Here is a 22075-nt window from a genome sequence, read left to right on the forward strand (position 1 = left end):
CGGGCGGGGGGGCCCCCAGTGAGATCTATACTCAACATTTATAATACACCTCTCTATTTTCTTTTTGTGCCGGCGCGGGGGCTGGCGGCCCCCCCCCCCCCACACCCGACAAGGAGTCCGGCCATGACGCACACGAACCAGCTCGTGAACAAGACCGTCCTGATCTCCGGTGCCTCCGTCGCCGGCCCTGCCCTCGCCCTCTGGCTCCACCGCTACGGCTTCACCGCGACCGTCGTCGAGCGGGCCCCCGAACTCCGCACCGGCGGCTACAAGGTCGACATCCGGGGCACCGCCGTCGAGGTCTGCCGCCGGATGGGCGTCCTCGACGAGATCCGCGCCTGCTCCACCGACATGGACGGCGGCTCGTACGTCGACGCCCAGGGCCGCACGGTCGGCCGGATGCCCGCCGAGATCTTCGGCGGCCGGGTCGAGCAGGACGACGAGATCATGCGCGGCGACCTCGCCCGGATCCTGTACGAGCGGACCCGCGACGACGTCGAGTACCTCTTCGACGACTCCATCGCCGCCCTGCACGACGACGGCGACGGCGTCGACGTCACCTTCGAGAGCGGGACCCGCCGCCGCTTCGACCTCGTGGTCGGCGCCGACGGGCTGCACTCCCACACCCGCCGGCTCGTCTTCGGCGACGAGCAGCGCTTCAAGCGGCACCTCGGGGCGTACATCTCGATCTTCACCGCCCCCAACCGGCTGGGCCTCACCCGCTGGGAGACCTACCACGCCCGCCCGGACAAGCTGATCTCCGTCTACAGCGCGGCGGGCGAACAGGCCCACACCGCGAAGAACTGCTTCGTCTTCTCCTCCCCCGAGGAGCTCTCCTACGACCACCGCGACACCGAGCGGCAGAAGCGGCTGCTCGCCGACGCCTTCGCCGGCGACGACTGGGAGATCCCGCGGCTGATCGCGGACTCGGCCGACGCCGAGGACTTCTACTTCGACTCGATCGCCCTCATCGAGATGGACCGCTGGTCCAGCGGCCGCGTCGTCCTCCTCGGCGACGCCGCCCACTGCACCTCCCCCGCCTCGGGCCAGGGCACGGGCCTCGCCCTGACCGGCGCGTACGTCCTGGCGGGCGAACTCGCGGCGGCGCACGGGGACCACCGGGTCGCCTTCGAGGCGTACGAGCGCGAGATGCGGCCGGGCGTGGAACTGAACCAGAGGTTCGCCGCCGGCTTCGTCAAGGAGATGACGGTCTCCTCCCGCTGGAAGATCGCCCTGCGCATGGCCATGGTCCGCACACTCCCCCGCACACCGTGGAAGAACCTCATCGCGAAGAAGATCCGCGACGACGTCCAGCGCGCCGCCAACGCCGTACCGGTGAAGGAGTACGGGCAGGCGTACGGGCCTAGGGTTGCCGCATGACCGACTTCGACAGCACGCTCCGCTCCCTCCGGGTCTGGGACACCGACCTCCCGGGCTTCACCCCCGAGACCGCCCCCGCCGAGCCGCTGCCGCTCTTCCACGACTGGTTCGTGGCGGCGGCCCGGGCCGGGCAGACCGAGCCGCACACGATGTCGCTCGCGACCGTCGACGAGGACGGACGGCCCGACGTCCGTACGGTCATGCTGCACGGCGCCGACGAGCGCGGCTGGCACTTCGCCTCCCACGCGACCAGCGCGAAGGGCCGCCAGCTCGCCGCCCGCCCCGAGGCCGCGCTCGGCTTCTACTGGCCGGTCCAGGGCCGCCAGGTCCGGCTGCGCGGCCGGGTCGTCACGGGCACGGCGGGCGAGGCGTACGACGATCTGCACGCGCGCTCGACGGGCGCCGTCGCCTCGGCGCTGGTAGGCCGCCAGAGCGAGGTGCTCGACTCGGTCGAGGACCTGAACGTCGCCGGCCGGGCCGCCTGGGAGCGGGCACAGGCGGAGCCGGGGGCCCACGCGCCCACCTGGACGCTGTACGTCCTCCAGCCGTCCGAGGTCGAGTTCTTCCAGGGCGACGAGCAGCGCCGGCACCTCCGGCTGCGGTACCGCCTCGACGAGGCGTCGGGCTGGGTACGGGAGCTGCTCTGGCCCTGACCCGGGGGCGGGGCGCACGATGAGAGGAGGAGGTGGAACGAGATGGGTACGTACATGGACGTCCACCACGGCATGGTGGGGATCACGGGCGACCAGCTCCGGGAGGCGCATGCCGCCGATCTCGCCATCGAGAAGGACGAGGGCGTGCACTTCAAGCAGGCCTGGGCGGACCCCGAATCCGGCACGGTCTACTGCCTCTCCACCGGCCCCTCGGCCGACGCGGTGCAGCGGATCCACGCGCGCACCGGCCACAAGGCCGACGAGATCCACGAGGTGCCCCTCAGCGTCTGAGCGAGCCGCCGAATGCACCACCCCGAGGCCGGGCGGCCGCCCTCCGCCCGACCCGCTCCGGGAGGGTCCGTATCGTGGGGTGCGAATGCCGTTCGGACGTACGGGGGTTGAGTGCGGATCGCAGATCACACCAGATGGGACCGGGGCTTCCCGGTGAAGTACCTCCTGGTCCAGGAGGACGTCGACGGGGTGGAGCAGCTCTGGGGGAGGTGCGCGGGCGTCGACGGACTGTTCGTCGACGACGTTCCGCCGCCGCGAGAGATCCTGACCCTTCGCGGATGCAGCCCTGACGGCCCGCTGAAGGACGCCCTGACCGGCAACGGCACTTCGTTCCGAGGTCTGGGCGAGGTGGGTGTCGAGGTCTGGGACGGCGAGGAGCCCGTGCAGTGGTGGACCCTGGTCGACGCGGAGCTGTTGTCCCACCAGCCCCATCCAGGTGACCCGGCGCGCTACGACGTCGTGCTCGGCGCCGGCGTCAAGCACGAGGAAAGCTTCTTCGAAGCGCCCGAGGTTCCGCGCTTCGAACTCTTCGCCGGAACGACGGTGTCCGCGAAGAGCATGGGCAGCGCCTCCACGGTCGACGGCCTTTTCGATCCGCGAGCCGACCCGGCCCCCGTCCCGATGGAGCTGATCGGCTGCGAGGCCGTGGAGCCGCTGCTCGTGGGGACGCAGCAACCACGCCGGTGGAAGCACGACTGGGTGCACCTGCTGGTGCTGGACCGCCACGGCGACGTGATGGCCGCCCCCGCCGTGCGCCTGGCCGTCGACGGAGCGCGCCCGTCCGTGCTGGGCGGCGGGCTCGAGGACATCACCCTCACCGACGGCGGCGACGATCGGCGGCCGACGGCGGCCCGCCCGATCTGGGAGCGGTGGTACCAGGGTCCGCCGAAGGAGCCCAACCTCTGGGCGCCGTACGACTCGGAGGGCCGGGCCGAGTGGCTGGAGCTGACCACCCGCGCCTGGCGAGCACCCACGGCCCGGCCGGACCGTTCCGGTGGTGAGCACCACCTCGACGGCCGGTTCGTCACGGACGTCCCCGGCCTGCACTGCGCGATCGGCGAGGCCCTGCTCGGCCCGGGCCGCTACTTCGGCCGGGAGTGGAACGCCTTCAAGGACTGCCTGAGCGGTGGATTCGGAGTGGCCCCACCCTTCACCCTGACCTGGCACGACGCCGAGGTCGCACGCCGCGCACTGGCGGACGTCGTGGAGAGCACGGACGGAATCCCTTATTTCGAGGAGACCGTACAACTCCTCGAACGGGCGGGCGTCACGGTCGTACTCCGCTGAGCCTCAGGCCGCATCCGACCGGCGTCATCGGGGAGACCAGCGCTCGCTCTGCATGAGGTTGCCGAGCCCCGCCCAGGCGAAGTTCATCAGCGTCGCCGCCGCCTCCCAGGCCGTCATCCCCGGCGTCTCGTTGGCCCAGCCGGCCAGCGACTCCGCCGCCCCGACCAGCGCCTGGGCCAGCCCGGCGACATCCCGCTCGGCCAGCTCCGGATCCCGCTCCGTCTTCCGGTGGGTCTCCTCGGCGGCGGCCCCGATCAGCGTCCCCACGTACGCCACGATCTCGTCGCGCATCAGCGCGGCCTCGCTGGCGAACGGCTCCCCGTGCGTCCGCGCCTGCCGGTTCAACACCGCCCAGCCGTCGGGATGCTCGGCGGTGTGCGTGAAGAAGGCCAGCAGCCCGGCCCACAGCTGCTCGTCCGCCGGCAGCCGCGGATTGACCGCGGCGGCCACGGCGGCGAGCAGCGCCTTCGCCTCCCGGCGGATGCAGGCGGTGAAGAGCTCCTCCTTGGAGTTCAGATACAGATAGACCAGAGGCTTGGACACGCCCGCGAGCTCGGCGATCTCGTCCATGGAGGCGGCCTGGTACCCCAACTGCCCGAAGGTCTGCACGGCGGCATCCATCATCTGCCGCTCCCGCACCGCCCGCGGCAGCCTCCGGACCTTCGCGCCTCCGGCCTCGTCCATCCCACTACCCCCAACTCGCCTGCACCGGGGGAGAGCCTACGTGCCCGCGCAAACACCTGTGCCCCTGTCCGGACGGGGACAGGGGCACGGGTACCGCGCGTGGCGACGGATCAGGCGGCGACCGTCAGCGGCTCGCGCTCGTCGACCGGGGACGAGGAGGCGGCGTTGTACGCGTCGACGTCCAGGATCTTCTCGCGGGCGGCGACGACCACCGGGACCAGGGCCTGGCCGGCGACGTTCGTGGCCGTGCGCATCATGTCCAGGATCGGGTCGATCGCCATCAGCAGGCCCACGCCCTCCAGCGGGAGGCCCAGGGTGGAGAGGGTCAGGGTCAGCATGACCGTCGCGCCGGTGAGGCCCGCGGTGGCCGCGGAGCCGACGACCGAGACGAAGGCGATCAGCAGGTAGTCCTGGATGCCCAGCTGCACGTCGAAGATCTGCGCGATGAAGATCGCGGCGAGCGCCGGGTAGATCGCGGCGCAGCCGTCCATCTTGGTCGTGGCGCCGAACGGGACGGCGAAGGAGGCGTACTCCTTCGGGACGCCGAGGCGCTCGGTGACCTTCTGGGTGACCGGCATCGTGCCGACCGAGGAGCGGGAGACGAAGGCCAGCTGGATGGCCGGCCAGGCGCCCTTGAAGAACTGGATGGGGTTGACCTTGGCGACCGTCGCGAGCAGCAGCGGGTAGACGCCGAACATGACAAGCGCGGAGCCGATGTAGACGTCGGCGGTGAAGGTCGCGTACTTGCCGATCAGCTCCCAGCCGTAGTCGGCGATGGCGAAGCCGATGAGGCCGACGGTGCCGATGGGGGCGAGGCGGATGACCCACCACAGGGCCTTCTGCAGCAGCTCCAGGACCGACTCGGAGAGCGCGAGGATCGGCTTGGCGCGGTCGCCGAGCTTCAGTGCGGCGACACCGGCGACGGCGGCCATGAAGACGATCTGCAGGACGTTCAGCTCGGTGAACGGCGTGATGACGTCCGAGGGGATGATCCCGGTCAGGAAGTCGATCCAGGTGCCCTCGCGCTTCGGCAGCTTGCCGTCCTGCGGGGTGAGGCCGGTGCCGGCGCCCGGGTTGGTGAGCAGGCCGATCGCGAGGCCGATGGCGACCGCGATCAGCGAGGTGATCATGAACCAGACCAGGGTCTGGGCGGCCAGGCGGGCCGCGTTGTTGACCTTGCGGAGGTTGGTGATCGACACCAGGATCGCGAAGAAGACGAGCGGGGCGACGGCCAGCTTCAGGAGCTGGACGAAGATGTCGCCGACCTGGCCGAGGGTCTCCTTGAGCCAGCTGACGTCCTGGCTGCGGGCGAGCCAGCCGAGCAGGACGCCGAGCACGAGACCGGCGACGATCTGGGCCCAGAAGGGGATCTTCGGTATGCGGGAGGAAGTCGGGGACTTCGTCTCGGGCGTGGACGCGGACGCGGACACAGACACACTCCACAGGTGCGTATCGGGGGAATACGGGGACGGGGGTGCGGCGCACCGCGCTCAGGCGGTACCGCTGCATGATGCCGGGGTCAGAGCTCGCGGCAACAGACCGCGGACATACAGCGGCACAGATCGACATGCAGGCGCGCCACGAGCGGAGTGCTCACGGCATCGGGGAGGCGCACAGCTGTCTTCATGGCGAACACGTTAACACTTGAACTTTGAGAACCTCAAAGCCCTTCTTTGAGGTAGTCGAAGCCGGGAAGCGCCTCCGAAACGCAGAACACCCCGGTCAGGAGCCTTCGAAGCTCCCGTTCCGGGGTGTACGTCTGTGATGAACCTTACGCAGCCCTTAGGGCGGGTCACACGGCCTTCACGCGTCCTCGCGGGACCGGTTCTCGGCCAGGCGGCCCTTCGCGCGGTCGACCTTGGCCACGATCTGCTCGGACATCGCGTCCCGCTGCCCGCGCAGCAGCACGAAGCTGAGCGGCGCGGAGATCACGATGGAGAGCAGGAGCACCCAGAGCAGGTTGGAGTCGCCGAGGCCGCGCGGCAGCACGCCGATGTAGACGAGGCCCCAGAGCGCGAAGAAGCAGCCGGCGAAGACGCCGAGGCGCATGAGGGTGTAGCGAAGGGTCGCAGCGCCCGTTCCGTTCTCGGCCACGACGGCCCCTTTCCTCTGTCCGTGCGGATTCGCCCGTCCAGTGAACCACGGCACGAAATGGATCAATTCAGCGGGAGCAGCATGAAGATGTCGTCGCGGTCGTCGCCCTCGGCCACCCGGATCGCGCCGGGCACCCGCCCGACCTCCTTGTAGCCGCAGGAGCCGTAGAAGCGGTCGACGCCCGTGCCGCCCCGGCAGGTGAGACGTATCGCCTCGATCCCGTCGAAGCCTCGGACCGCGTCCTCGACGGCGGCCATGAGGTCGCGCCCGTACCCCTTGCCCTGGTGGGAGGGGTGGACCATCACCGTGTACAGCCACACCCAGTGCTTCATGAGCCGGTGCGTGTTGTACGCGACGAAGGTGGTGGCGGCGACGGTGCCGTCCTCCTCGTACCCGACGACGAGTCGCATCCGGCCCTCGGCCATGGCGGCGAGGTGCTTGACCAGCTCGGGCCGGACGTCGTCCACGGTGACCGGCGGGACGAAGCCGACGGCTCCGCCCGCGTTGGAGACGTCCGTCCACACGCGCAGGACCCCGTCCCGTACCTCCGGGGTGATCGAGGGGTCGAGTTCGAACCTCAGGGACATCGGTACCTCAGACCCGCATCGGCTGCGGCGACTCGCGGCGGTCCGCGTCCGGGCCCGGGTACTCACGGATGATCTCGTACCGCGTGTTCCGCTCCACCGGGCGGAAGCCGGCGTCACGGATCAGCTCCAGCAGATCGTCGCGGCCCAGCTTGTTCGGCGTGCCGTAGTTGTCGGCGTCGTGCGTGATCTTGTACTCGACGACCGAGCCGTCCATGTCGTCCGCGCCGTGCTGGAGGGCGAGCTGGGCGGTCTGGACGCCGTGCATGACCCAGAAGACCTTGACGTGCGGCACGTTGTCGAAGAGGAGCCGGGAGACGGCGAAGGTCTTGAGGGCCTCCGCGCCCGTCGCCATCGTCGTGCGCGCCTGGAGCTTGTTGCGGACCTTGCCGTCCTGCATGTCGACGAAGTCGTGCTGGTAGCGCAGCGGGATGAAGACCTGGAAGCCGCCGGTCTCGTCCTGGAGTTCACGCAGTCGCAGCACGTGGTCGACGCGGTGCCGGGGCTCCTCGATGTGCCCGTACAGCATCGTCGAGGGGGTCTTGAGGCCCTTGGAGTGCGCCAGGCGGTGGATCCGGGACCAGTCTTCCCAGTGGGTGCGGTGGTCCACGATGTGCTGGCGGACCTCCCAGTCGAAGATCTCCGCGCCGCCGCCGGTCAGGGACTCCAGGCCGGCCTCGATGAGCTCGTCGAGGATGTCCGAGGCGGACATGCCCGAGATGGTCTCGAAGTGGTGGATCTCGGTGGCGGTGAACGCCTTCAGCGAGACGTTCGGCAGGGCCTTCTTGAGCTCGGAGAGCGAGCGCGGGTAGTAGCGCCAGGGCAGGTTGGGGTGGAGCCCGTTGACGATGTGCAGCTCGGTGAGGTTCTCGTTCTCCATCGCCTTGGCGAGGCGGACGGCCTCCTCGATGCGCATCGTGTACGCGTCCTTCTCGCCCGGCTTGCGCTGGAACGAGCAGTACGCGCAGGACGCGGTGCACACGTTCGTCATGTTGAGGTGGCGGTTGACGTTGAAGTGGACGACGTCACCGTTCTTGCGGGTCCGGACCTCGTGGGCCAGGCCGCCGAGCCAGGCCAGGTCGTCGGACTCGTACAGAGCGATGCCGTCCTCGCGGCTCAGCCGCTCTCCGGAACGGACCTTCTGCTCCAGCTCGCGCTTGAGTCCCGCGTCCATGCGGCCGCCTCCCATGTCTGATGATTTCAGGCTCCACCCACCGTACTCTCAGCCTTCCTCGGGGAGATCTCCGACCCGGTTCTCCCACTTGGTGGAGAGCACGATGGTGGTACGGGTGCGGGAGACGCCCTTGGTGCCGGACAGCCGGCGGATCGTCTTCTCCAGGCCGTCGACGTCGTTGGCGCGGACCTTGAGCATGAACGAGTCGTCGCCCGCGATGAACCAGCAGTCCTCGATCTCGGCGAGGTCCTTCAGCCGGCGCGCCACGTCCTCGTGGTCGGCGGCGTCGGAGAGGGAGATGCCGATGAGCGCGGTGACGCCCAGGCCGAGCGAGGCGGCGTCGACCGTCGCGCGGTAGCCGGTGATGACGCCGGCCGCCTCCAGACGGTTGATGCGGTCGGTGACGGAGGGGCCGGAGAGCCCGACGAGCCGGCCGAGTTCGGCGTACGAAGCCCTGCCGTTCTCGCGCAGTGCCTGGATGAGCTGCCTGTCCACGGCGTCCATAGGTACGAAGCCTTCCATTGTCCAGCGATACCGCGAGTATAGGTATAGAATCTAAGGCACACAGGGCCGACACCCTGTGAATCTTTCAGTCGATCAAAGACGATCTTTCAGGAGTGGTGTTCACCGTGTACACGATCGAGATGGCCTACGCCCGTATGCGCGAGCTGCAGGACCTGGCCAACCGCTCGCGTGCCCACCAGCCGTCCGCTTCGAAGCGCGCCGAGAAGAAGCGCGCCGCCAAGAAGCGCTAATCACCACGGGAGGCCCCACCGAGCTCTCCCTCCCAACGGCGGTACAGCCGGTGCGGCACCCCTGCCGCGTCGAGCACCCGCCCGGCGACGAAGTCCACCAGATCCTGGATGTGCGTCGCCCCCGCGTAGAACGCCGGAGAGGCGGGCAGCACCACGGCGCCCGCCTCGTCCAGCGCCACCAGATGCTTCAGCGTCTGCCCGCTCAGCGGGGTCTCCCGCACCGCGACCACCAGCGGTCGCCGCTCCTTGAGCATCACGCTCGCCGCCCGCTGCAGCAGGTCCTTCGAGAGCCCCAGCGCGACACCCGCCACCGAGGCGGTCGACGCGGGCACGATCAGCATCCCCTTCACCGGGTACGAGCCACTGCTCGGCCCCGCCGCCAGATCCCCCGCGTTCCAGTACCGCACATCGTCGATGCCGGGAGCGAACGTCCCCGGCTTCCCGTCGGCACCCCGCGCCAGCCACTCCGTCAGATCCTCGCGCCAGTGCGCGTCCCGGAAGGCGATCCCCGTCTCGTCGAGCAGCGTCAGCCGCGACGCGCGCGAGACGACCAGGTCGACGCTCTCCCCCGCTGCGAGCAGCCCCCTCAGGACGGCCGCCGCGTACGGGGTCCCCGACGCCCCGGACACCCCGACGACCCAGGGGCGACGCTGCTGTTTCTCTACCGGCTCCACGCCGACGAGCCTATCCGGCGACCCGGAACGAGAACTGTCCTAGGGGTCCCGTACGTTCACCCGAGGCAGAGCACGAAGCGCTTGAGGGGGTAGTCATGACGGATCTCGATACCAGACAGTGGGGTACGGCCGACCGGGCGAAGGCGGCGGTGTGGCTCATGGCGGGCTGGATCGCCCTGCTGTGGGTCCTCGAAGCGGTCGACTACGCGACCGGGCACGCCCTCGACACGTACGGCATCACCCCGCGCGACCCGGCCGAGCTGGCCCACGTCGTGCCGGCCTCCTTCCTCCACTTCGGCTTCGACCACGTCGCCTCCAACAGCATCCCGCTGATGGTGCTCGGCCTCCTGGCGGCCCTCGGCGGCATCCGCCGCTTCCTCGGCGTCGTGGCGCTGATCATCGTGGCCGACGGCCTGGGCGTCTGGCTGATCTCCCCGTCGTACACCAACACGGCCGGCGCCTCCGGCCTGGTCTTCGGCCTCTTCGGCTATCTGCTGGTCCGGGGCTTCGTGGACCGCAGGCTGCTGGACGTCGTCGTGGGACTGCTGGTCGCGGCGGTCTGGGGCAGCTCGATCCTGCTGGGCATATCCCCCACCAACACGACGGTGAGCTGGCAGGGCCACCTGGTGGGCCTGCTCGCGGGTGTGGCGGCGGCGTTCCTCTTCCGCCGCCGTCGGCGCGGGACGGCCATGACGGCGGCGTGAGCCGCGGGCCGACTCCCTGAGCCGGGGCCGGGCCCGCGAGCCGGCTCAGACGGTCAGGCCCCGCACCACCAGGTCGAGCAGCGTGCACACGAACAGGGCCATCCCGATGAACCCGTTGACGGTGAAGAACGCCCGGTTCAGCCGGGACAGGTCGTGGGGCTTCACGATCGTGTGCTCGTAGCAGAACGCCACGACCACGATCACCAGGCCGACCCAGAAGAACGTCCCGGCCCCGGTGGCCAGCGCGTACCCGACCAGCAGACCCGTCGTCACGACGGCCGAGCCCCGCGCGCCCCACAGCGCCGCGGGGACGCCGAAGCGGGCCGGGACCGACATCACGCCGTGGGCGCGGTCCGCCTGGACGTCCTGGCAGGCGAAGATCAGGTCGAAGCCGCCGATCCAGACGCCGACCGCGAGCCCGAGGATCACCGCGTCCCAGGACCACTCCCCCGTGACCGCCAGCCAGGCCCCGATGGGCCCTATGGCCTGGGCGAGGCCGAGGATCGCATGCGGGTAGTTCGTGAACCTCTTGCCGTACGGGTAGACCACCATCGGCACCACGGCGAGCGGCGCGAGCGCCAGGCACAGCGGGTTCAGCAGGGCCGCGGCCCCGAGGAACACGACGACCGCGACCCCGGCGCCCGTCCACGCGGAGCGCACCGACACGGCACCGGTCACCAGCTCGCGCTGGGCGGTGCGCGGGTTACGGGCGTCGATCTCGCGGTCGATGATCCGGTTGCAGGCCATGGCGAACGTCCGCAGCCCCACCATGCAGATGGTGACGAGGAGCAGCTTCCCCCAGTGGATGTTCCGGTCCAGCTGGAACATCGCGGTCAGCGAGGCGATGTACGCGAACGGCAGCGCGAAGACCGAGTGCTCGATCATGACCAGGCGCAGGAAGGCCTTCGTACGCCCCGGCTGCGCGCCGGGTACGGCCGCGGTGGTCACAGGCCGTACTCCTTCCAGCGGCGGTCCACCAGGGCTGCCGTCGCCGGGTCCGACTCCACCATGTCCGGCCAGCCGCCGTCCCGGGTGTAGCCCTCCTCGGGGAGCTTCTTCGTGGCGTCGATGCCCGCCTTGCCGCCCCAGAACTGCTGGTAGGAGGCGTGGTCGAGATGGTCGACCGGGCCCTCGACGACCGTGAGGTCGCGGGCGTAGTCCGTGTTTCCGAGCGCGCGCCAGGACACCTCGTGCAGATCGTGCACGTCGCAGTCCTTGTCCACGATGACGATCAGCTTGGTCAGCGACATCATGTGGGCGCCCCAGATGGCGTGCATGACCTTCTGCGCGTGCTTCGGGTACTTCTTGTCGATCGAGATGATCGCGCAGTTGTGGAAGCCGCCCGACTCGGGCAGGTGGTAGTCCACGATGTCCGGCACGATGATCTTGAGGAGCGGCAGGAAGAAACGCTCCGTCGCGCGCCCCAGCGGCCCGTCCTCCGTCGGCGGGCGGCCGACCACGATCGACTGGAGCAGCGGGCGCTTCCGCATCGTCACGCAGTCGATCTTCAGCGCGGGGAACGGCTCCTGCGGCGTGTAGAAGCCCGTGTGGTCGCCGAAGGGGCCCTCCGGGAGCATCTCGCCCGGCTCCAGCCAGCCCTCGATGACGACCTCGGCCTGCGCCGGCACCTGGAGCGGCACCGTCTTGCAGTCGACCATCTCGATCCGCTTGCCCTGCACGAAGCCTGCGAAGAGGTACTCGTCGATGTCGCCGGGCAGCGGCGCCGTCGACGCGTACGTCACGGCGGGCGGGCAGCCGAAGGCGATCGCGACCGGCAGCCGCTCGCCGCGCTCCGCGGCGACCGCGTAGTGATTGCGGCTGTCCTTGTGGATCTGCCAGTGCATGCCGATGGTGCGCTTGTCGTGGCGCTGGAGGCGGTAGAGCCCGAGGTTCCGGACACCCGTCTCCGGGTGCTTGGTGTGCGTCAGACCCAGGTTGAAGAAGGACCCGCCGTCCTTGGGCCAGGTGAAGAGCGCGGGCAGCTTGTCCAGGTCGACGTCGTCGCCGGTGAGGACGACCTCCTGGACCGGAGCGTCCTTCACCTTCTTCGGCGGCACGTGGACCATCGAGCCGAGCTTGCCGAACGCCTCACGGACCCCGACGAAGCCCTGCGGAAGCTCGGGCTTGAGCAGCCCGCCGATCTTCTCGCTGATCTCGCCGTACGACTTCAGGCCGAGGGCCTTGAGCAGCCGGCGGTCCGTCCCGAAGACGTTCATCGCGAGCGGCATGGCGGAGCCCTTGACGTTCTCGAAGAGGAGCGCCGGGCCTCCCGCCTTGTTCACCCGGTCGACGATCTCCCCGACCTCCAGGTACGGATCGACTTCGGCCTTGATGCGCTTGAGGTCGCCTTCGCGCTCCAGCGCCCTGAGCAGCGAGCGGAGATCGTCGTAAGCCATAGGGGTCAGTATCCGCCACGGGCTACGCTTGACCTGTCACCGGGGCCGTCGAAACGAGCCCTGCCGTTGCTTCCAGGGGGCTGTCCCACATGCTCAGGGCGCTGATGTACATCCTGCCGCTGGCGCTGACGATCTACGCCTTCATCGACTGCCTCAACACCCCCGAGGACGAGGCCAAGCATCTGCCCAAGGTCGTCTGGGTCATCATCATCCTGCTCTTCTGGATCGTCGGCCCGATCGTCTGGTTCGCCGCGGGCAAGATGCGCAAGACCCCCGCCGGCGGCCGTACGCCCTCCGAATGGCACCGCAACCACCGCCAGGAGTGGGTCGCTCCCGACGACAACCCCGACTTCCTGAAGTCCCTCAAGGACGAGGCTGTGCCTGATGAGAAGCGGGCGAAGGACGAGGCCGTCCTCAAGGACTGGGAGGCGGACCTGCGCCGCCGCGAGGAGGAGCTGAAGAAGCGCGAGCAGGGCGACGACGCCAAGGACAGCGACGGCTGATGGAGCTCCGGCTGCTGGTCACCTTCGAGAAGGTCGCCGGCGTCCTCTCCTTCACCCGCGCAGCCGCCGATCTGCGGTACGCCCAGTCCAGCGTGACCAGCCAGATCCGCGCCCTGGAGTCCTCGCTCGGCGTGGAGCTGTTCGAACGGCTCGGCAGCCGCATCCGGCTCACCGAGGCCGGTGAGCGGCTGCTGCCGTACGCCCGCCGGATCATCGAGCTGTCCGAGGAGGCGCGGGCCGCGGTCGTGGAGACCGAGGAGCCGGCCGGGGCGATCGCGGTGGGCACGATGGAGTCGCTGACCTCCTACCGGCTGCCGCCGCTCCTGGAGCTCTTCCACCACCGTTATCCGAAGGTCCGGTTGGCGCTGCGTCCGACCCTCGGCGACGAGACCCGGCAGGCGCTGCGCCAGGGGACGTACGACATCGGCTTCCTGATGGAGCCGGAGACGGAGCACGCCGGCCTGGAGAGCGAGGTCCTCGCCGAGGAGCCGTTGGTGCTCGTGGCCTCGCCGCGCCATCCGCTGGCGGGGCGTACGGATCTGACGGCGGTGGACCTGGCGGCGGCGCAGCTGGTGGGGACGGAGCCGGGATGTCCGTACCGCGACCTGTTCGAGCGAGAGCTGCGGGACTGGTCTCCGCCGTTCATGGAGTTCGGCACGATCGAGGCGACGAAGCGGGGCGTGGCGGGCGGTCTGGGCATCGCCCTGGTGCCCCGGGTCACCGTCTCCGGGGAGCTGGCGTCCGGGGCACTGGTGGAGCTGGACTGGCGTCCGCCGTTCACGCTCTTCACGCAGATCGCGTGGCGGCGGGGGAAGCGGCTGCCGGCGCATGTGCGGCTGTTCGTGGAGCAGGCGCGGCGGCTGGTGTCCGAGCAGCGAGGGTGACCTTCAGGCCGGCCAGGACGATCAGCGGGACGCCGAGCGCCTGGACGAGGCCGATATGGTGCCCGTACACCGCCCAGTCGGCGAACATCGCGACGGCGGGGTAGGTGAAGGCGAGCACGGCGATCTTCGCGGTGGGCAGCTTCTGGTAGGCCGCGTACATCAGCACGTACATCAGTCCGGTGTGGAGGAGTCCGAGGCCGGCGAGCCAGCCCCACCCGGCGCCGAGCCGGGAGGCCGCGCCGAAGTCGGCGAAGGGCAGCAGCAGCGGGATGCCGGCCAGGACCTGCACGAGGGCGATCAGGTGGGGCCGGACGCCGGTGATCCGCTTGGTGACGATCGTCGACAGCGCGTAGAGCACGGCGGCGGCGAGCGCGAGACCGAGCCCCTTGAGGGAGGCGGTGTCCCCGGGCCGTATGCCGGAGACCAGCACGAGCCCGACGAAGGCGACACCGAGCCAGCCGAACTTCGCCGCCGTGATCCGCTCCCGGAAGAGCACGGCGCCGAAGACCACCAGGAAGAACGGCTGCGTGTGGTAGACGACGGTGGCGAAGGAGATCGAGGCGGCTTCGTACGCCTCGAAGAGGAAGACCCAGTTGAAGACGATGAACACCCCGCCGAGCACGGCGAGTCCCAGCTTCTTCGGCGTGAAGCCGTGCCCGGTGAGGTAGCCCCGGGCGAGGCTGTACGCGCCGAGGGCGGCCGCCCCGAAGAGGCACCGGAAGAACACCACGTCGAAGGGCGACGCCCCGGACTCGACGACGAAGATGCCGAGGGTGCCGGAGAGCACCATGGCGAGGGTCAGTTCGAGGGTTCCCCTGGTCTCGTTTCTCATGTCCACGACGCTACGGAGAGCGGCGGGAACCGGTCCACGAGCCAGTGGGGCGTCCTGCCGATGGGCCCATCGGCCGAGCCGATGGGCCCGCGGAATACCGCCCGGAGGAGCCGGGTTGGACGCAGGGCACTCACGAGACCGGAGCAGACATGAATCCAGACACCCCCCGTGGCGCGGACCGCTCGTTCCTCTTCGTCCTCGGCAGCTCCCGCTCGGACGGCAACACCGAGGTGCTCGCCCGGGCGGCCGCCGCCCAGCTGCCCGCCGACGTTCCGCAACGCTGGGTGGACCTGAACCGGCTGCCCCTGCCCGACTTCCAGGACGGGCGGCACGAGACGGCCTCCTGGCCGGCCGGGGAGAACGAGGAGACGCTGCGGCAGGCCACCCTGGCGGCGACCGACATCGTCATCGCCTCGCCCCTGTACTGGTACAGCCTCTCCGCGCAGACCAAGCGCTACCTCGACTACTGGTCGGGCTGGCTGAACGTGCCGGGCTCGGACTTCAAGCAGCGGATGGCGGGCCGGACGCTCTGGGGAGTGACCGCCATGGCGCACGGCGAGCACGTCGTCGCGGACGGTCTGGCGACCACCCTGAACCACTCGGCGGCCTATCTGCGGATGCGGTTCGGCGGGGTGCTGACCGGGACCGGCTCCCGGCCCGGCCGGGTGCGGGCCGACGAGCAGGCGATGATCGCCGCCAAGACCTTCTTCCAGCGCGAGACCCCGTTCGCCCGTTTCCCCTACGAGGAGGACTCCCCCGAGGTGTGACGGTCCGGGTCCGACGTGTGAGGGTCCCGGCCGCCGCCGGCCCGGTACGAGCGGTCACGGGTGGACCACCGTCGCCGGGTCCGGCAGGTGGCAGACGCACCCGCACACGAAGTGGCGGACCCCGTGTACGCCACTGTCACGCGGCAGATGGTCCCGGCAGCGGTCGTGGCGGCCGACGATGCAGCGCGGGGAGCGGAATTCCGGCTCGGGAGCGGCCTTGAGGGCCCGCGCGAAGAGGGCCACGCTCACGGCATCGGCGATCTCCGGGGTCACCCACCAGGCTGCCCCCGCGCGGTCGCGGTGCGGACCGTCGTGCCCCACGGCGAGCACGCAGACCGAGCCCGCGCACACCGGCCGCACCGCCTCCGCGACGGCGAATACGGACCGCCGCGCGCCGCAGCGGCTCATCGGGCTCCGCCCGCGTGGATGTCCCGCTGGTCGACGTCCAGCCCGACGGTGGCCAGCCACAGCGCCTGCCGACGCCTGCGTTGGACCGCCCGCGCGTTGGGCGGGCCGGCCAGGTAGGGGCGCGCCAGTCGTGACTGGCCTCCGTCGAGGAGCGTCGACTGTTCGCGGGCGTACGGGGATCGCCGGCCAGGGGCTCGGTGGCGCGGCGAGCGGGTCGGCCGGGCCGTGCCCGGACGCTGCCTGCGCGTTCCGGTGGGCGGCAGCGTGAGCGTCAGCAGCCAGAGGAGGGCGGGGATCAGCGCCCAGCCCAGTGCGTGCGCGATAGGGTTCCGCACGTCATCAACTCCGTTGGTAGTTGGTGGCCATGCCCCGGGGCCGGTTGCAGCGGTCGCCGGGGTCTTCGGTGTCCACGAACCTAGAGGTTCCTCACAGTCCTCTGTATACAAGTGCTGAGAGATCCACCCGATCGTGTAGATGCCTATCGCTCTATGTTGGACACATGAGCGAAAACTCCGCCGCAAGCGGTCCCCTGGATCCGTACAGCGCCACACCGCTCTACATCCAGCTGGCCGAGATCATCAGCAAGCAGATCGCCGCCGGCACGCTCGCCCCTGATCGCCCGATCCCCTCCGAGAACCGCCTCGCCGAGGAGTACGGCGTTGCCCGGCTCACGGCCCGTCGGGCCACCCAGGAACTCCGCGAGCGCGGTCTGGTGATCACCGTGCGCGGCAAGGGCTCCTACGTCACCCCTCACGCCCCCGGGCAGGAGTGACCCCTCCCCCGCGCGGCGCGTGATACCTCCGCCCCTCCGGGGAAGAGTCCACCCGTGGACATGGAACAGGCACGCCGGTGGCTTGCCACCGCCGTCGCCGAGGCGCGGGCCGGGCTCGCCGAGGGCGGCATCCCGATCGGGGCCGCGCTGTACGGGGCGGACGGGACGCTGCTCGGGCGCGGGCACAACCGGCGCGTGCAGGACGGGGACCCGTCGACGCATGCGGAGACCGCCGCCTTCCGGGCGGCCGGCCGGCAGCGCTCGTACCGGGGCACGACGATGGTGACCACCCTGTCGCCGTGCTGGTACTGCTCCGGTCTGGTGCGGCAGTTCGGGATCTCGCGGGTCGTCGTCGGGGAGGCGAAGACCTTCCACGGCGGGCACGACTGGCTCGCGGAGCACGGGGTCGAGGTCGTGGTGCTCGACGACCCCGAATGCGCCGCGCTGATGGGGGAGTTCATCGAGAAGCATCCGGCTCTGTGGAACGAGGACATCGGCGATGAGTGAAGCGCGCCTTCCGACGATCGATCTGACCCGCGATCCGGCCGGGCAGCTGCCCGCCGTCGACCTGGCCCTGCGCGAGGCCGGCTTCCTGCTGGTCACGGGGCACGGTGTCGACCCCGGTCTTCGGGCGCAGATCCGGGCGGTCGCCCGGCGCTTCTTCCACCTCCCGCCGGCCGTCAAGGAGCCGTACGCGGTGCGGGTCGGTGGGCGGGGCTGGCTCGGGCCGGGTGCGGAGGCCAACGGTTACGCGGAGGGCACGGCGACCCCGCCCGATCTGAAGGAGTCGCTCTCCTTCGCGGCGGACGAGCCGACCGGGGATCCGGCCGTGGACGCGGAGTGGTTCCTGCCGAACACCTGGCCCGCCGAGGTGCCCGAGCTGAGGCCGCTGGTGGAGACGTACCTGGCGCAGATGCAGGCGCTGTCCGACCACATCCTCGACCTGCTCGGCGAGGCGCTCGGGGAGGAGCGGGACTTCTTCACCCGGCACACCGGGCACCCCACGTTCGGCTTCAACATCAACTGGTATCCGGGGCAGGAGCGGACGGGCACCCCGGAGCCGGGCCAGTTCCGGATCGGCCCGCACACCGACTTCGGCACGGTCACGGTCCTGGACCGGGAGGCGGGCAAGGGCGGTCTGCAGGTGTTCACCGACTCCGGAGGCTGGCAGGACGCTCCGTACGATCCCGCCGCGTTCACCGTCAACATCGGTGACATGATGGCCGGTTGGACGGGTGGCAGGTGGCGCTCGGGACGCCACCGGGTGCTGCCGCCGCCGGCCGACGAGCCCGCCGAGGAGCTGATGTCGCTGGTCTACTTCTACGAGTGCGATCCCGGGACCACGATCCACGGCATCGAGTCACACAGCTACCTGAGGGCCCAGCTCGACGCCATCGCCACGGACTGACAACAGCTCCACAACAGAGTCGAAAAGGCTGCCGCTTTCCCAACTCTCTGTCGATATCCTGTAGTTGTCTGTGACGGGGGTGACGGGGCGTGGACAGAGAGCTGTACGGCCGCGAGGCGGTCTTCCAGGATTCCGGACTCGCCGCGCGGCTCGTCGGGCTGACCCCGTACCGCTTCGCCCGCACCGCGTACGAGCACGGCGACGACCCGCCGGTCACCGTCTTCACCGGCGGCCGCGGCATGGGCAAGACGGCCCTGCTCAAGCAGGTGCGCAACGCCTACAAGGGTGCCACCCCGCTCGCCCTCCTCGACTGCGCGCACATCGAGCCGCCCGCCGACCACGGGCCCGGCTGGAACGAGCTCACCGGCGCGCTCGCCGAGCTCGCCGGGCAGCTCGCCCCGCGCGGATTCGCCAGCGCGCCCGTGGAGTTCCCGCGGCTCTCGCTCGGTCTGGTCGCCGTCGCCTCCACCAGCTGGTCGCGGGAGGACGAGGAGCGGGCCCGGCACGATCTGCAGCGGCTCGGCCCGGTCCTCGCGACCGTCGACGCGGCGAAGGGCGCCGGTGCCACCTGGGTCACCAAGGTCCTCAGCAAGCTGGCGGCCAACTTCGCCGAGGCCACCGCGCCGATGGCCGGGCTCCTCGCGGAGGCGACCGTGGAGACCGTCCTGGAGGAGGTCTTCGGCCGCAGCCAGCGCAGATCCGAGAGCTGGTACGGGAACTACCGCAACGCCGGCGGCCGCGGCAAGATCGGCCTCCAATACCTCGCCAACGACTTCGAGCAGGGCGGCCGGCGCCGCCAGGAGGCCGAGAGCTTCCTCGTCGGCGCGCTCGTCGAGGACCTGAACCGCGCGTTCACCGGTCTGCTGCGGGCCGGTGCCCGCAGCGGCCGGCCCGTCCTCCTCCTCGACAACGCCCATGAGCCGCTCGGCCGTCGCCTGATCGAACCGATCCTGCGGGACCGCGCCGCCGGACGTCGCGACCGGGTCGTCGTCCTCGCCTCCTCCCGGGTCGGCGACCACGAGGGAATGCGCCGCGCGACCCGGCTGAGGCTGCCCGAGACGGCCCGGCTGGCCCCCTGCCCGCGCGGCACGGACGTCACCTCCGGCATCCTCGCCGTCGAACTCACCCCGCTCTCCCCCGCGCACGCCCAGTCGGCCTTCGACCGGCACGACCCGGCCGGCCGGACCCCCGCCGACCTGGCCAGGGGCGTCCACCGGCTCACCGGCGGCCGCCCGCTGGGAGTGACCCTGCTCGGCCGCACCGCGGGCGAGGCGCCGACGGAGCTCCGAGCGGCCCTCACCCCGGGCGCGCTGCTCGACCTGAGGGTGGAGCTGCGGGAGGACGCCCCGCCGGTGCCGGTCGCGCCGACACTGCTCGCGGAGCTGCTGCCGGGCGAGCACCACGGCCGGCTCGCGGTGCTGGCCGCCGCCCACGACGAGACGTCCGCGCGGCTCCTCGCCCACACCCGGCTGCCCGGGGAGTCCCCGGACGGGGACATGGCCCTGGAGGTCCGCGACCGGCTGCGCGCCGAGGGCTGGCCCGAGAGCCCGGAGCACTTCGTCGCCGACCCGCTGCTGCGCGCCCTGCTGCTGCACCGGCTGCGGTTCGAGGACGGCGAGGGGTACGCGACCTGGCGGGCCGTCCACGAGACCCTGCACCGGCACTACGACCTGGAGGCCGGGCTCGCGTACCGGCTGCACCACGAACTGGCCCTCGGCCGCACCCAACAGGCCGTGACCCATCTGCGGGTCACGTTCCCCCGCCCGGACGTCGAGCAATGGCTGGCGCGGCTGCGGTTCATCGCCTCCGCCCCCTACCCGCGCACCCGCGACCGGACTGGCCCCGATCCGCGCCGGGCCATCGCGCTCGGGCAGCAGCCGCCCGATCTGATGCCGGCCGGACTCGACGCCGACACCACCGAACTCCATCTGCGGCTGAGACGGTTGCTGCACGCTGTCTGGCTGCTGACCGACCCGCTCGCCCTGCCCGACGGCGAGGTGACCGAGAAGCTGGCGTTCGAGTTGCGCCAGCTCTCCGGTCGCCATCTGACGGGCAACAGACCGCTGTGGGACGCGGCCACCCACTGGCCGACCGACATCCGCGCCTGGCGGGAGCTCTCGCTGTCCCCGGCGCGCGAGGACGGAGTCTGAGGACCATGCTCGCCTGGCTGCGCTTCCACCTCCTGCACACCACTCGGCAGAGGATCACCACGGCGGTGGTGGTCCTGGCCGTGCTCGGCGGACTGACCGGATACGTGGTCAACCGCGCCACCACCCCGGAGGACCGTTCCTGCGCCAAGGGCGTGGAGCGCCCCGAGGGCAGTACGGAATGCATCGGCGTCAACGGCGACGGATACGACTTCGGCGTCTCGTCCCTGACCGAGGTGGCCGGGCTGATCCGCGAGGAGAACCGCGCCCTGAAGCCGGGCGAGTACGCGACGGTCGCCCTGCTGCTGCCGCTGACCTCGCCGGACGCCGGGATGCAGGTCAAGGTCCTGCACGAGGTGCAGGGTGCCTACGCCCGGCAGTACCGCGCCAACCACGAGTCCAACAGCGAGACCCCGAAGATCCGGCTCGTGCTCGCCAACACCGGCAAGGGCAACGCCCATTGGCGCACGACCGTGGATCGGCTGAAGACGATGACGGGCGGGGAGGACCGGCTGCGGGCGGTCTCCGGGGTCGCCACCTCCTCGACCGAGATACGGCAGGCGGTGGCGGCGCTGACCGGCGCGGGCGTCGCCGTCGTCGGCACCACGATCACCGCCGACGACATCGCCAACGGCCCCGGCGCCGGCAACAACCGCTTCCCCGGTCTCGCCCGCGTCTCCCCCACCAACGGCGACGAGGCCAAGGCGCTGGCGCACTTCGGGAAGGTCGATGCGGCGAAGGCGCTGCTGGTGCAGGACACGCGGACCGGCGACCACTACACGGACACGCTGAAGTCCGCGTTCGCGGCCTCGCTCAAGGGCGCGCCGTACGAGCCGCAGCTGTTCACCTCGCCCGCCGACCCGACGGAGGAGGGGACGACGGCGAACACGTTCCGCCAGATCACCCATCTGATCTGCGACACGAACGCGGAGACGGTCTTCTTCGCGGGCCGGCACACCCAGCTGCGGCAGTTCATCAACGCGCTGGGCTCGCGCGGCTGCGCGGACCGGGCGTTCACCATCCTGACCGGTGACGAGGGCTCGTACCTGGGCGCGGACCGCAAGCTCAACCGGGCCGCGCTGAAGGCCAAGCTGACCGTCCGCTACGCCTCGCTGGCTCACCCGGACGCCTGGAAGCCGGCGCCGGGCCGGCCGGTGCCGGGGACGGGCGGTTCGACGGCCGCGTACGACACGTTCCTGACCGACATCGCCCGCGCCTCGAAGAAGCCGGTCGCGCTCGCCGACGGGCAGGCGATCGTCGCGTACGACGCGATGGCGACGGCGGTGCATGCGATCCGCCAGGCGACCCCGCAGGGCGCGCAGTACCCGGAACTCGCGGACGTGGTCACGCAGTGGCCCCAGGTGAAGGGCTCGCTCCGGGTCGACGGCGCGAGCGGCTGGCTCTGCCTGGACAACTTCGGCAACCCCTTCAACAAGGCGGTGCCGATCGTGGAACTGGCCCAGGACGGCTCGCAGAAGTTCGTCCAGATCGCCTGGCCGGAGGGCAAGGCGCCGACGAAGAACTGCCTTCCTCCGCAAGGAGGTTGATCCCTCCGACCTGACACCGAGCGGCCGCCGGGTACCGAGCGGTACCCGGCGGGCCCCCCCCCGACGAGAGCCCGCGGGGCGGGTGGGTGAGGGGAGGTCCGACGGGGGGGGACGGGCGGCCCGCCGGGGCC

General features: G+C 70.7%; 26 protein-coding genes. 14 read left to right on the forward strand and 12 right to left on the reverse strand.

Going from position 1 to position 22075, the window contains the following annotated elements; genetic code table 11:
- Positions 1 to 123: 123 nt before the first annotated feature.
- From ACFVZW_RS33240 to ACFVZW_RS33255, 4 genes are all read left to right on the forward strand, one after another.
- Positions 124 to 1380 carry an FAD-dependent monooxygenase gene (locus ACFVZW_RS33240; protein WP_384529366.1) on the forward strand — a complete coding sequence of 419 codons (1257 nt, stop codon included), beginning with the start codon at positions 124 to 126 and terminating at the stop codon, positions 1378 to 1380.
- Positions 1377 to 2033, forward strand: a complete 657-nt coding sequence (locus ACFVZW_RS33245; RefSeq protein WP_384529369.1) for a pyridoxal 5'-phosphate synthase — start codon at positions 1377 to 1379, stop codon at positions 2031 to 2033. The genes ACFVZW_RS33240 and ACFVZW_RS33245 overlap by 4 nt, the downstream gene beginning before the upstream one ends.
- Before the next feature lie 42 nt (positions 2034 to 2075).
- Complete coding sequence (locus ACFVZW_RS33250; protein WP_383558564.1) at positions 2076 to 2324, forward strand: SCO4226 family nickel-binding protein; 249 nt, start codon at positions 2076 to 2078, stop codon at positions 2322 to 2324.
- A 111-nt stretch (positions 2325 to 2435) separates the two neighbouring features.
- Complete coding sequence (locus tag ACFVZW_RS33255) at positions 2436 to 3611, forward strand: barstar family protein (RefSeq protein WP_384529372.1); 1176 nt, start codon at positions 2436 to 2438, stop codon at positions 3609 to 3611.
- Positions 3612 to 3635: 24 nt separating this feature from the next.
- Here ACFVZW_RS33255 and ACFVZW_RS33260 read toward each other — a convergent pair whose 3' ends face one another.
- The 6 genes from ACFVZW_RS33260 to ACFVZW_RS33285 all read right to left on the reverse strand — a co-directional run bounded on the left by ACFVZW_RS33260 (position 3636) and on the right by ACFVZW_RS33285 (position 8651).
- On the reverse strand, positions 3636 to 4295 hold the full coding sequence (locus ACFVZW_RS33260; protein WP_384529375.1) for a TetR/AcrR family transcriptional regulator: 660 nt from the start codon (positions 4293 to 4295) through the stop codon (positions 3636 to 3638).
- Between the two features lie 110 nt (positions 4296 to 4405).
- Positions 4406 to 5725, reverse strand: a complete 1320-nt coding sequence (locus ACFVZW_RS33265) for a dicarboxylate/amino acid:cation symporter (RefSeq protein WP_384529378.1) — start codon at positions 5723 to 5725, stop codon at positions 4406 to 4408.
- A gap of 373 nt (positions 5726 to 6098) precedes the next feature.
- The gene (locus tag ACFVZW_RS33270; RefSeq protein WP_384529381.1) at positions 6099 to 6389 is read right to left on the reverse strand and encodes a DUF4229 domain-containing protein; all 291 of its coding nucleotides are present in this window, start codon (positions 6387 to 6389) and stop codon (positions 6099 to 6101) included.
- 62 nt (positions 6390 to 6451) lie between these two features.
- A complete protein-coding gene (locus tag ACFVZW_RS33275; protein WP_384529384.1) occupies positions 6452 to 6976 on the reverse strand; it encodes a GNAT family N-acetyltransferase in 525 nt (174 codons plus the stop codon).
- Between the two features lie 7 nt (positions 6977 to 6983).
- On the reverse strand, positions 6984 to 8147 hold the full coding sequence (gene mqnE, locus ACFVZW_RS33280) for an aminofutalosine synthase MqnE (RefSeq protein ID WP_362367242.1): 1164 nt from the start codon (positions 8145 to 8147) through the stop codon (positions 6984 to 6986).
- A gap of 48 nt (positions 8148 to 8195) precedes the next feature.
- The gene (locus tag ACFVZW_RS33285; protein WP_031013392.1) at positions 8196 to 8651 is read right to left on the reverse strand and encodes an Lrp/AsnC family transcriptional regulator; all 456 of its coding nucleotides are present in this window, start codon (positions 8649 to 8651) and stop codon (positions 8196 to 8198) included.
- Between the two features lie 113 nt (positions 8652 to 8764).
- Here ACFVZW_RS33285 and ACFVZW_RS33290 point away from each other — a divergent pair, with 113 nt between their 5' ends.
- Entirely contained in the window at positions 8765 to 8902 is a 138-nt protein-coding gene (locus ACFVZW_RS33290; protein WP_376436379.1) for a hypothetical protein, read from the forward strand.
- On the opposite strand, the gene ACFVZW_RS33295 is transcribed toward ACFVZW_RS33290, so the two are convergent.
- Positions 8899 to 9576, reverse strand: coding sequence for a UbiX family flavin prenyltransferase (locus tag ACFVZW_RS33295; protein WP_384529388.1), 678 nt, complete (start codon positions 9574 to 9576; stop codon positions 8899 to 8901). The two genes, ACFVZW_RS33290 and ACFVZW_RS33295, sit on opposite strands and share 4 nt — an antisense overlap.
- A 95-nt stretch (positions 9577 to 9671) precedes the next feature.
- On the opposite strand from ACFVZW_RS33295, the gene ACFVZW_RS33300 reads away from it, so the two are divergent.
- Positions 9672 to 10280, forward strand: a complete 609-nt coding sequence (locus ACFVZW_RS33300) for a rhomboid family intramembrane serine protease (RefSeq protein ID WP_384529391.1) — start codon at positions 9672 to 9674, stop codon at positions 10278 to 10280.
- A gap of 45 nt (positions 10281 to 10325) precedes the next feature.
- Here ACFVZW_RS33300 and mqnP read toward each other — a convergent pair whose 3' ends face one another.
- A complete protein-coding gene (mqnP, locus tag ACFVZW_RS33305) occupies positions 10326 to 11228 on the reverse strand; it encodes a menaquinone biosynthesis prenyltransferase MqnP (protein WP_384529394.1) in 903 nt (300 codons plus the stop codon).
- Positions 11225 to 12676, reverse strand: a complete 1452-nt coding sequence (locus ACFVZW_RS33310; RefSeq protein WP_384529397.1) for a menaquinone biosynthesis decarboxylase — start codon at positions 12674 to 12676, stop codon at positions 11225 to 11227. Before ACFVZW_RS33310 ends, mqnP begins: the two co-directional genes overlap by 4 nt.
- Before the next feature lie 89 nt (positions 12677 to 12765).
- Here ACFVZW_RS33310 and ACFVZW_RS33315 point away from each other — a divergent pair, with 89 nt between their 5' ends.
- On the forward strand, positions 12766 to 13179 hold the full coding sequence (locus ACFVZW_RS33315) for a PLD nuclease N-terminal domain-containing protein (protein ID WP_384529400.1): 414 nt from the start codon (positions 12766 to 12768) through the stop codon (positions 13177 to 13179).
- Positions 13179 to 14063, forward strand: a complete 885-nt coding sequence (locus ACFVZW_RS33320) for a LysR family transcriptional regulator (RefSeq protein WP_384529403.1) — start codon at positions 13179 to 13181, stop codon at positions 14061 to 14063. The genes ACFVZW_RS33315 and ACFVZW_RS33320 overlap by 1 nt, the downstream gene beginning before the upstream one ends.
- Here the strand turns inward: ACFVZW_RS33320 and ACFVZW_RS33325 are convergent.
- The gene (locus ACFVZW_RS33325) at positions 13966 to 14895 is read right to left on the reverse strand and encodes a DMT family transporter (protein WP_384529406.1); all 930 of its coding nucleotides are present in this window, start codon (positions 14893 to 14895) and stop codon (positions 13966 to 13968) included. The genes ACFVZW_RS33320 and ACFVZW_RS33325 overlap by 98 nt on opposite strands.
- A gap of 149 nt (positions 14896 to 15044) precedes the next feature.
- On the opposite strand from ACFVZW_RS33325, the gene ACFVZW_RS33330 reads away from it, so the two are divergent.
- Complete coding sequence (locus ACFVZW_RS33330) at positions 15045 to 15662, forward strand: flavodoxin family protein (RefSeq protein ID WP_384529409.1); 618 nt, start codon at positions 15045 to 15047, stop codon at positions 15660 to 15662.
- A 54-nt stretch (positions 15663 to 15716) separates the two neighbouring features.
- On the opposite strand, the gene ACFVZW_RS33335 is transcribed toward ACFVZW_RS33330, so the two are convergent.
- Both ACFVZW_RS33335 and ACFVZW_RS33340 read right to left on the reverse strand, forming a co-directional pair.
- The gene (locus ACFVZW_RS33335; protein ID WP_384529412.1) at positions 15717 to 16070 is read right to left on the reverse strand and encodes a hypothetical protein; all 354 of its coding nucleotides are present in this window, start codon (positions 16068 to 16070) and stop codon (positions 15717 to 15719) included.
- Positions 16067 to 16405 (reverse strand): hypothetical protein, encoded by a 339-nt coding sequence (locus tag ACFVZW_RS33340; protein ID WP_384529415.1) that lies wholly within the window; start codon positions 16403 to 16405, stop codon positions 16067 to 16069. Before ACFVZW_RS33340 ends, ACFVZW_RS33335 begins: the two co-directional genes overlap by 4 nt.
- Positions 16406 to 16569: 164 nt before the next feature.
- On the opposite strand from ACFVZW_RS33340, the gene ACFVZW_RS33345 reads away from it, so the two are divergent.
- The 5 genes from ACFVZW_RS33345 to ACFVZW_RS33365 all read left to right on the forward strand — a co-directional run bounded on the left by ACFVZW_RS33345 (position 16570) and on the right by ACFVZW_RS33365 (position 21944).
- Positions 16570 to 16842 carry a GntR family transcriptional regulator gene (locus ACFVZW_RS33345; RefSeq protein ID WP_384529418.1) on the forward strand — a complete coding sequence of 91 codons (273 nt, stop codon included), beginning with the start codon at positions 16570 to 16572 and terminating at the stop codon, positions 16840 to 16842.
- A 60-nt stretch (positions 16843 to 16902) separates the two neighbouring features.
- On the forward strand, positions 16903 to 17349 hold the full coding sequence (locus tag ACFVZW_RS33350) for a nucleoside deaminase (RefSeq protein ID WP_384529420.1): 447 nt from the start codon (positions 16903 to 16905) through the stop codon (positions 17347 to 17349).
- Complete coding sequence (locus ACFVZW_RS33355; protein ID WP_384529423.1) at positions 17342 to 18250, forward strand: isopenicillin N synthase family dioxygenase; 909 nt, start codon at positions 17342 to 17344, stop codon at positions 18248 to 18250. The genes ACFVZW_RS33350 and ACFVZW_RS33355 overlap by 8 nt, the downstream gene beginning before the upstream one ends.
- A gap of 89 nt (positions 18251 to 18339) precedes the next feature.
- Positions 18340 to 20400 (forward strand): hypothetical protein, encoded by a 2061-nt coding sequence (locus ACFVZW_RS33360; protein ID WP_384529425.1) that lies wholly within the window; start codon positions 18340 to 18342, stop codon positions 20398 to 20400.
- A gap of 5 nt (positions 20401 to 20405) precedes the next feature.
- Complete coding sequence (locus ACFVZW_RS33365) at positions 20406 to 21944, forward strand: hypothetical protein (protein ID WP_384529428.1); 1539 nt, start codon at positions 20406 to 20408, stop codon at positions 21942 to 21944.
- Positions 21945 to 22075: the final 131 nt, after the last annotated feature.

Origin of the sequence: Streptomyces sp. NPDC059567 (genome assembly GCF_042735655.1) — a bacterium.
Classification (GTDB): Bacteria; Actinomycetota; Actinomycetes; order Streptomycetales; family Streptomycetaceae; genus Streptomyces.

What these genes read in the sequence shown, in the direction of transcription:
- ACFVZW_RS33250 (WP_383558564.1), top strand. Translation starts at nt 2,076, where the DNA reads ATGGGTACGTACATGGACGTCCACCACGGCATGGTGGGGATCACGGGC.
- ACFVZW_RS33285 (WP_031013392.1), bottom strand. Translation starts at nt 8,651, where the DNA reads ATGGACGCCGTGGACAGGCAGCTCATCCAGGCACTGCGCGAGAACGGC.
- ACFVZW_RS33350 (WP_384529420.1), top strand. Translation starts at nt 16,903, where the DNA reads ATGGAACAGGCACGCCGGTGGCTTGCCACCGCCGTCGCCGAGGCGCGG.
- mqnE (WP_362367242.1), bottom strand. Translation starts at nt 8,147, where the DNA reads ATGGACGCGGGACTCAAGCGCGAGCTGGAGCAGAAGGTCCGTTCCGGA.
- ACFVZW_RS33365 (WP_384529428.1), top strand. Translation starts at nt 20,406, where the DNA reads ATGCTCGCCTGGCTGCGCTTCCACCTCCTGCACACCACTCGGCAGAGG.
- ACFVZW_RS33245 (WP_384529369.1), top strand. Translation starts at nt 1,377, where the DNA reads ATGACCGACTTCGACAGCACGCTCCGCTCCCTCCGGGTCTGGGACACC.
- ACFVZW_RS33275 (WP_384529384.1), bottom strand. Translation starts at nt 6,976, where the DNA reads ATGTCCCTGAGGTTCGAACTCGACCCCTCGATCACCCCGGAGGTACGG.
- ACFVZW_RS33315 (WP_384529400.1), top strand. Translation starts at nt 12,766, where the DNA reads ATGCTCAGGGCGCTGATGTACATCCTGCCGCTGGCGCTGACGATCTAC.
- ACFVZW_RS33260 (WP_384529375.1), bottom strand. Translation starts at nt 4,295, where the DNA reads ATGGACGAGGCCGGAGGCGCGAAGGTCCGGAGGCTGCCGCGGGCGGTG.
- ACFVZW_RS33310 (WP_384529397.1), bottom strand. Translation starts at nt 12,676, where the DNA reads ATGGCTTACGACGATCTCCGCTCGCTGCTCAGGGCGCTGGAGCGCGAA.
- ACFVZW_RS33325 (WP_384529406.1), bottom strand. Translation starts at nt 14,895, where the DNA reads ATGAGAAACGAGACCAGGGGAACCCTCGAACTGACCCTCGCCATGGTG.
- ACFVZW_RS33330 (WP_384529409.1), top strand. Translation starts at nt 15,045, where the DNA reads ATGAATCCAGACACCCCCCGTGGCGCGGACCGCTCGTTCCTCTTCGTC.
- ACFVZW_RS33300 (WP_384529391.1), top strand. Translation starts at nt 9,672, where the DNA reads ATGACGGATCTCGATACCAGACAGTGGGGTACGGCCGACCGGGCGAAG.
- ACFVZW_RS33320 (WP_384529403.1), top strand. Translation starts at nt 13,179, where the DNA reads ATGGAGCTCCGGCTGCTGGTCACCTTCGAGAAGGTCGCCGGCGTCCTC.
- ACFVZW_RS33335 (WP_384529412.1), bottom strand. Translation starts at nt 16,070, where the DNA reads ATGAGCCGCTGCGGCGCGCGGCGGTCCGTATTCGCCGTCGCGGAGGCG.
- ACFVZW_RS33240 (WP_384529366.1), top strand. Translation starts at nt 124, where the DNA reads ATGACGCACACGAACCAGCTCGTGAACAAGACCGTCCTGATCTCCGGT.
- ACFVZW_RS33355 (WP_384529423.1), top strand. Translation starts at nt 17,342, where the DNA reads ATGAGTGAAGCGCGCCTTCCGACGATCGATCTGACCCGCGATCCGGCC.
- ACFVZW_RS33345 (WP_384529418.1), top strand. Translation starts at nt 16,570, where the DNA reads ATGAGCGAAAACTCCGCCGCAAGCGGTCCCCTGGATCCGTACAGCGCC.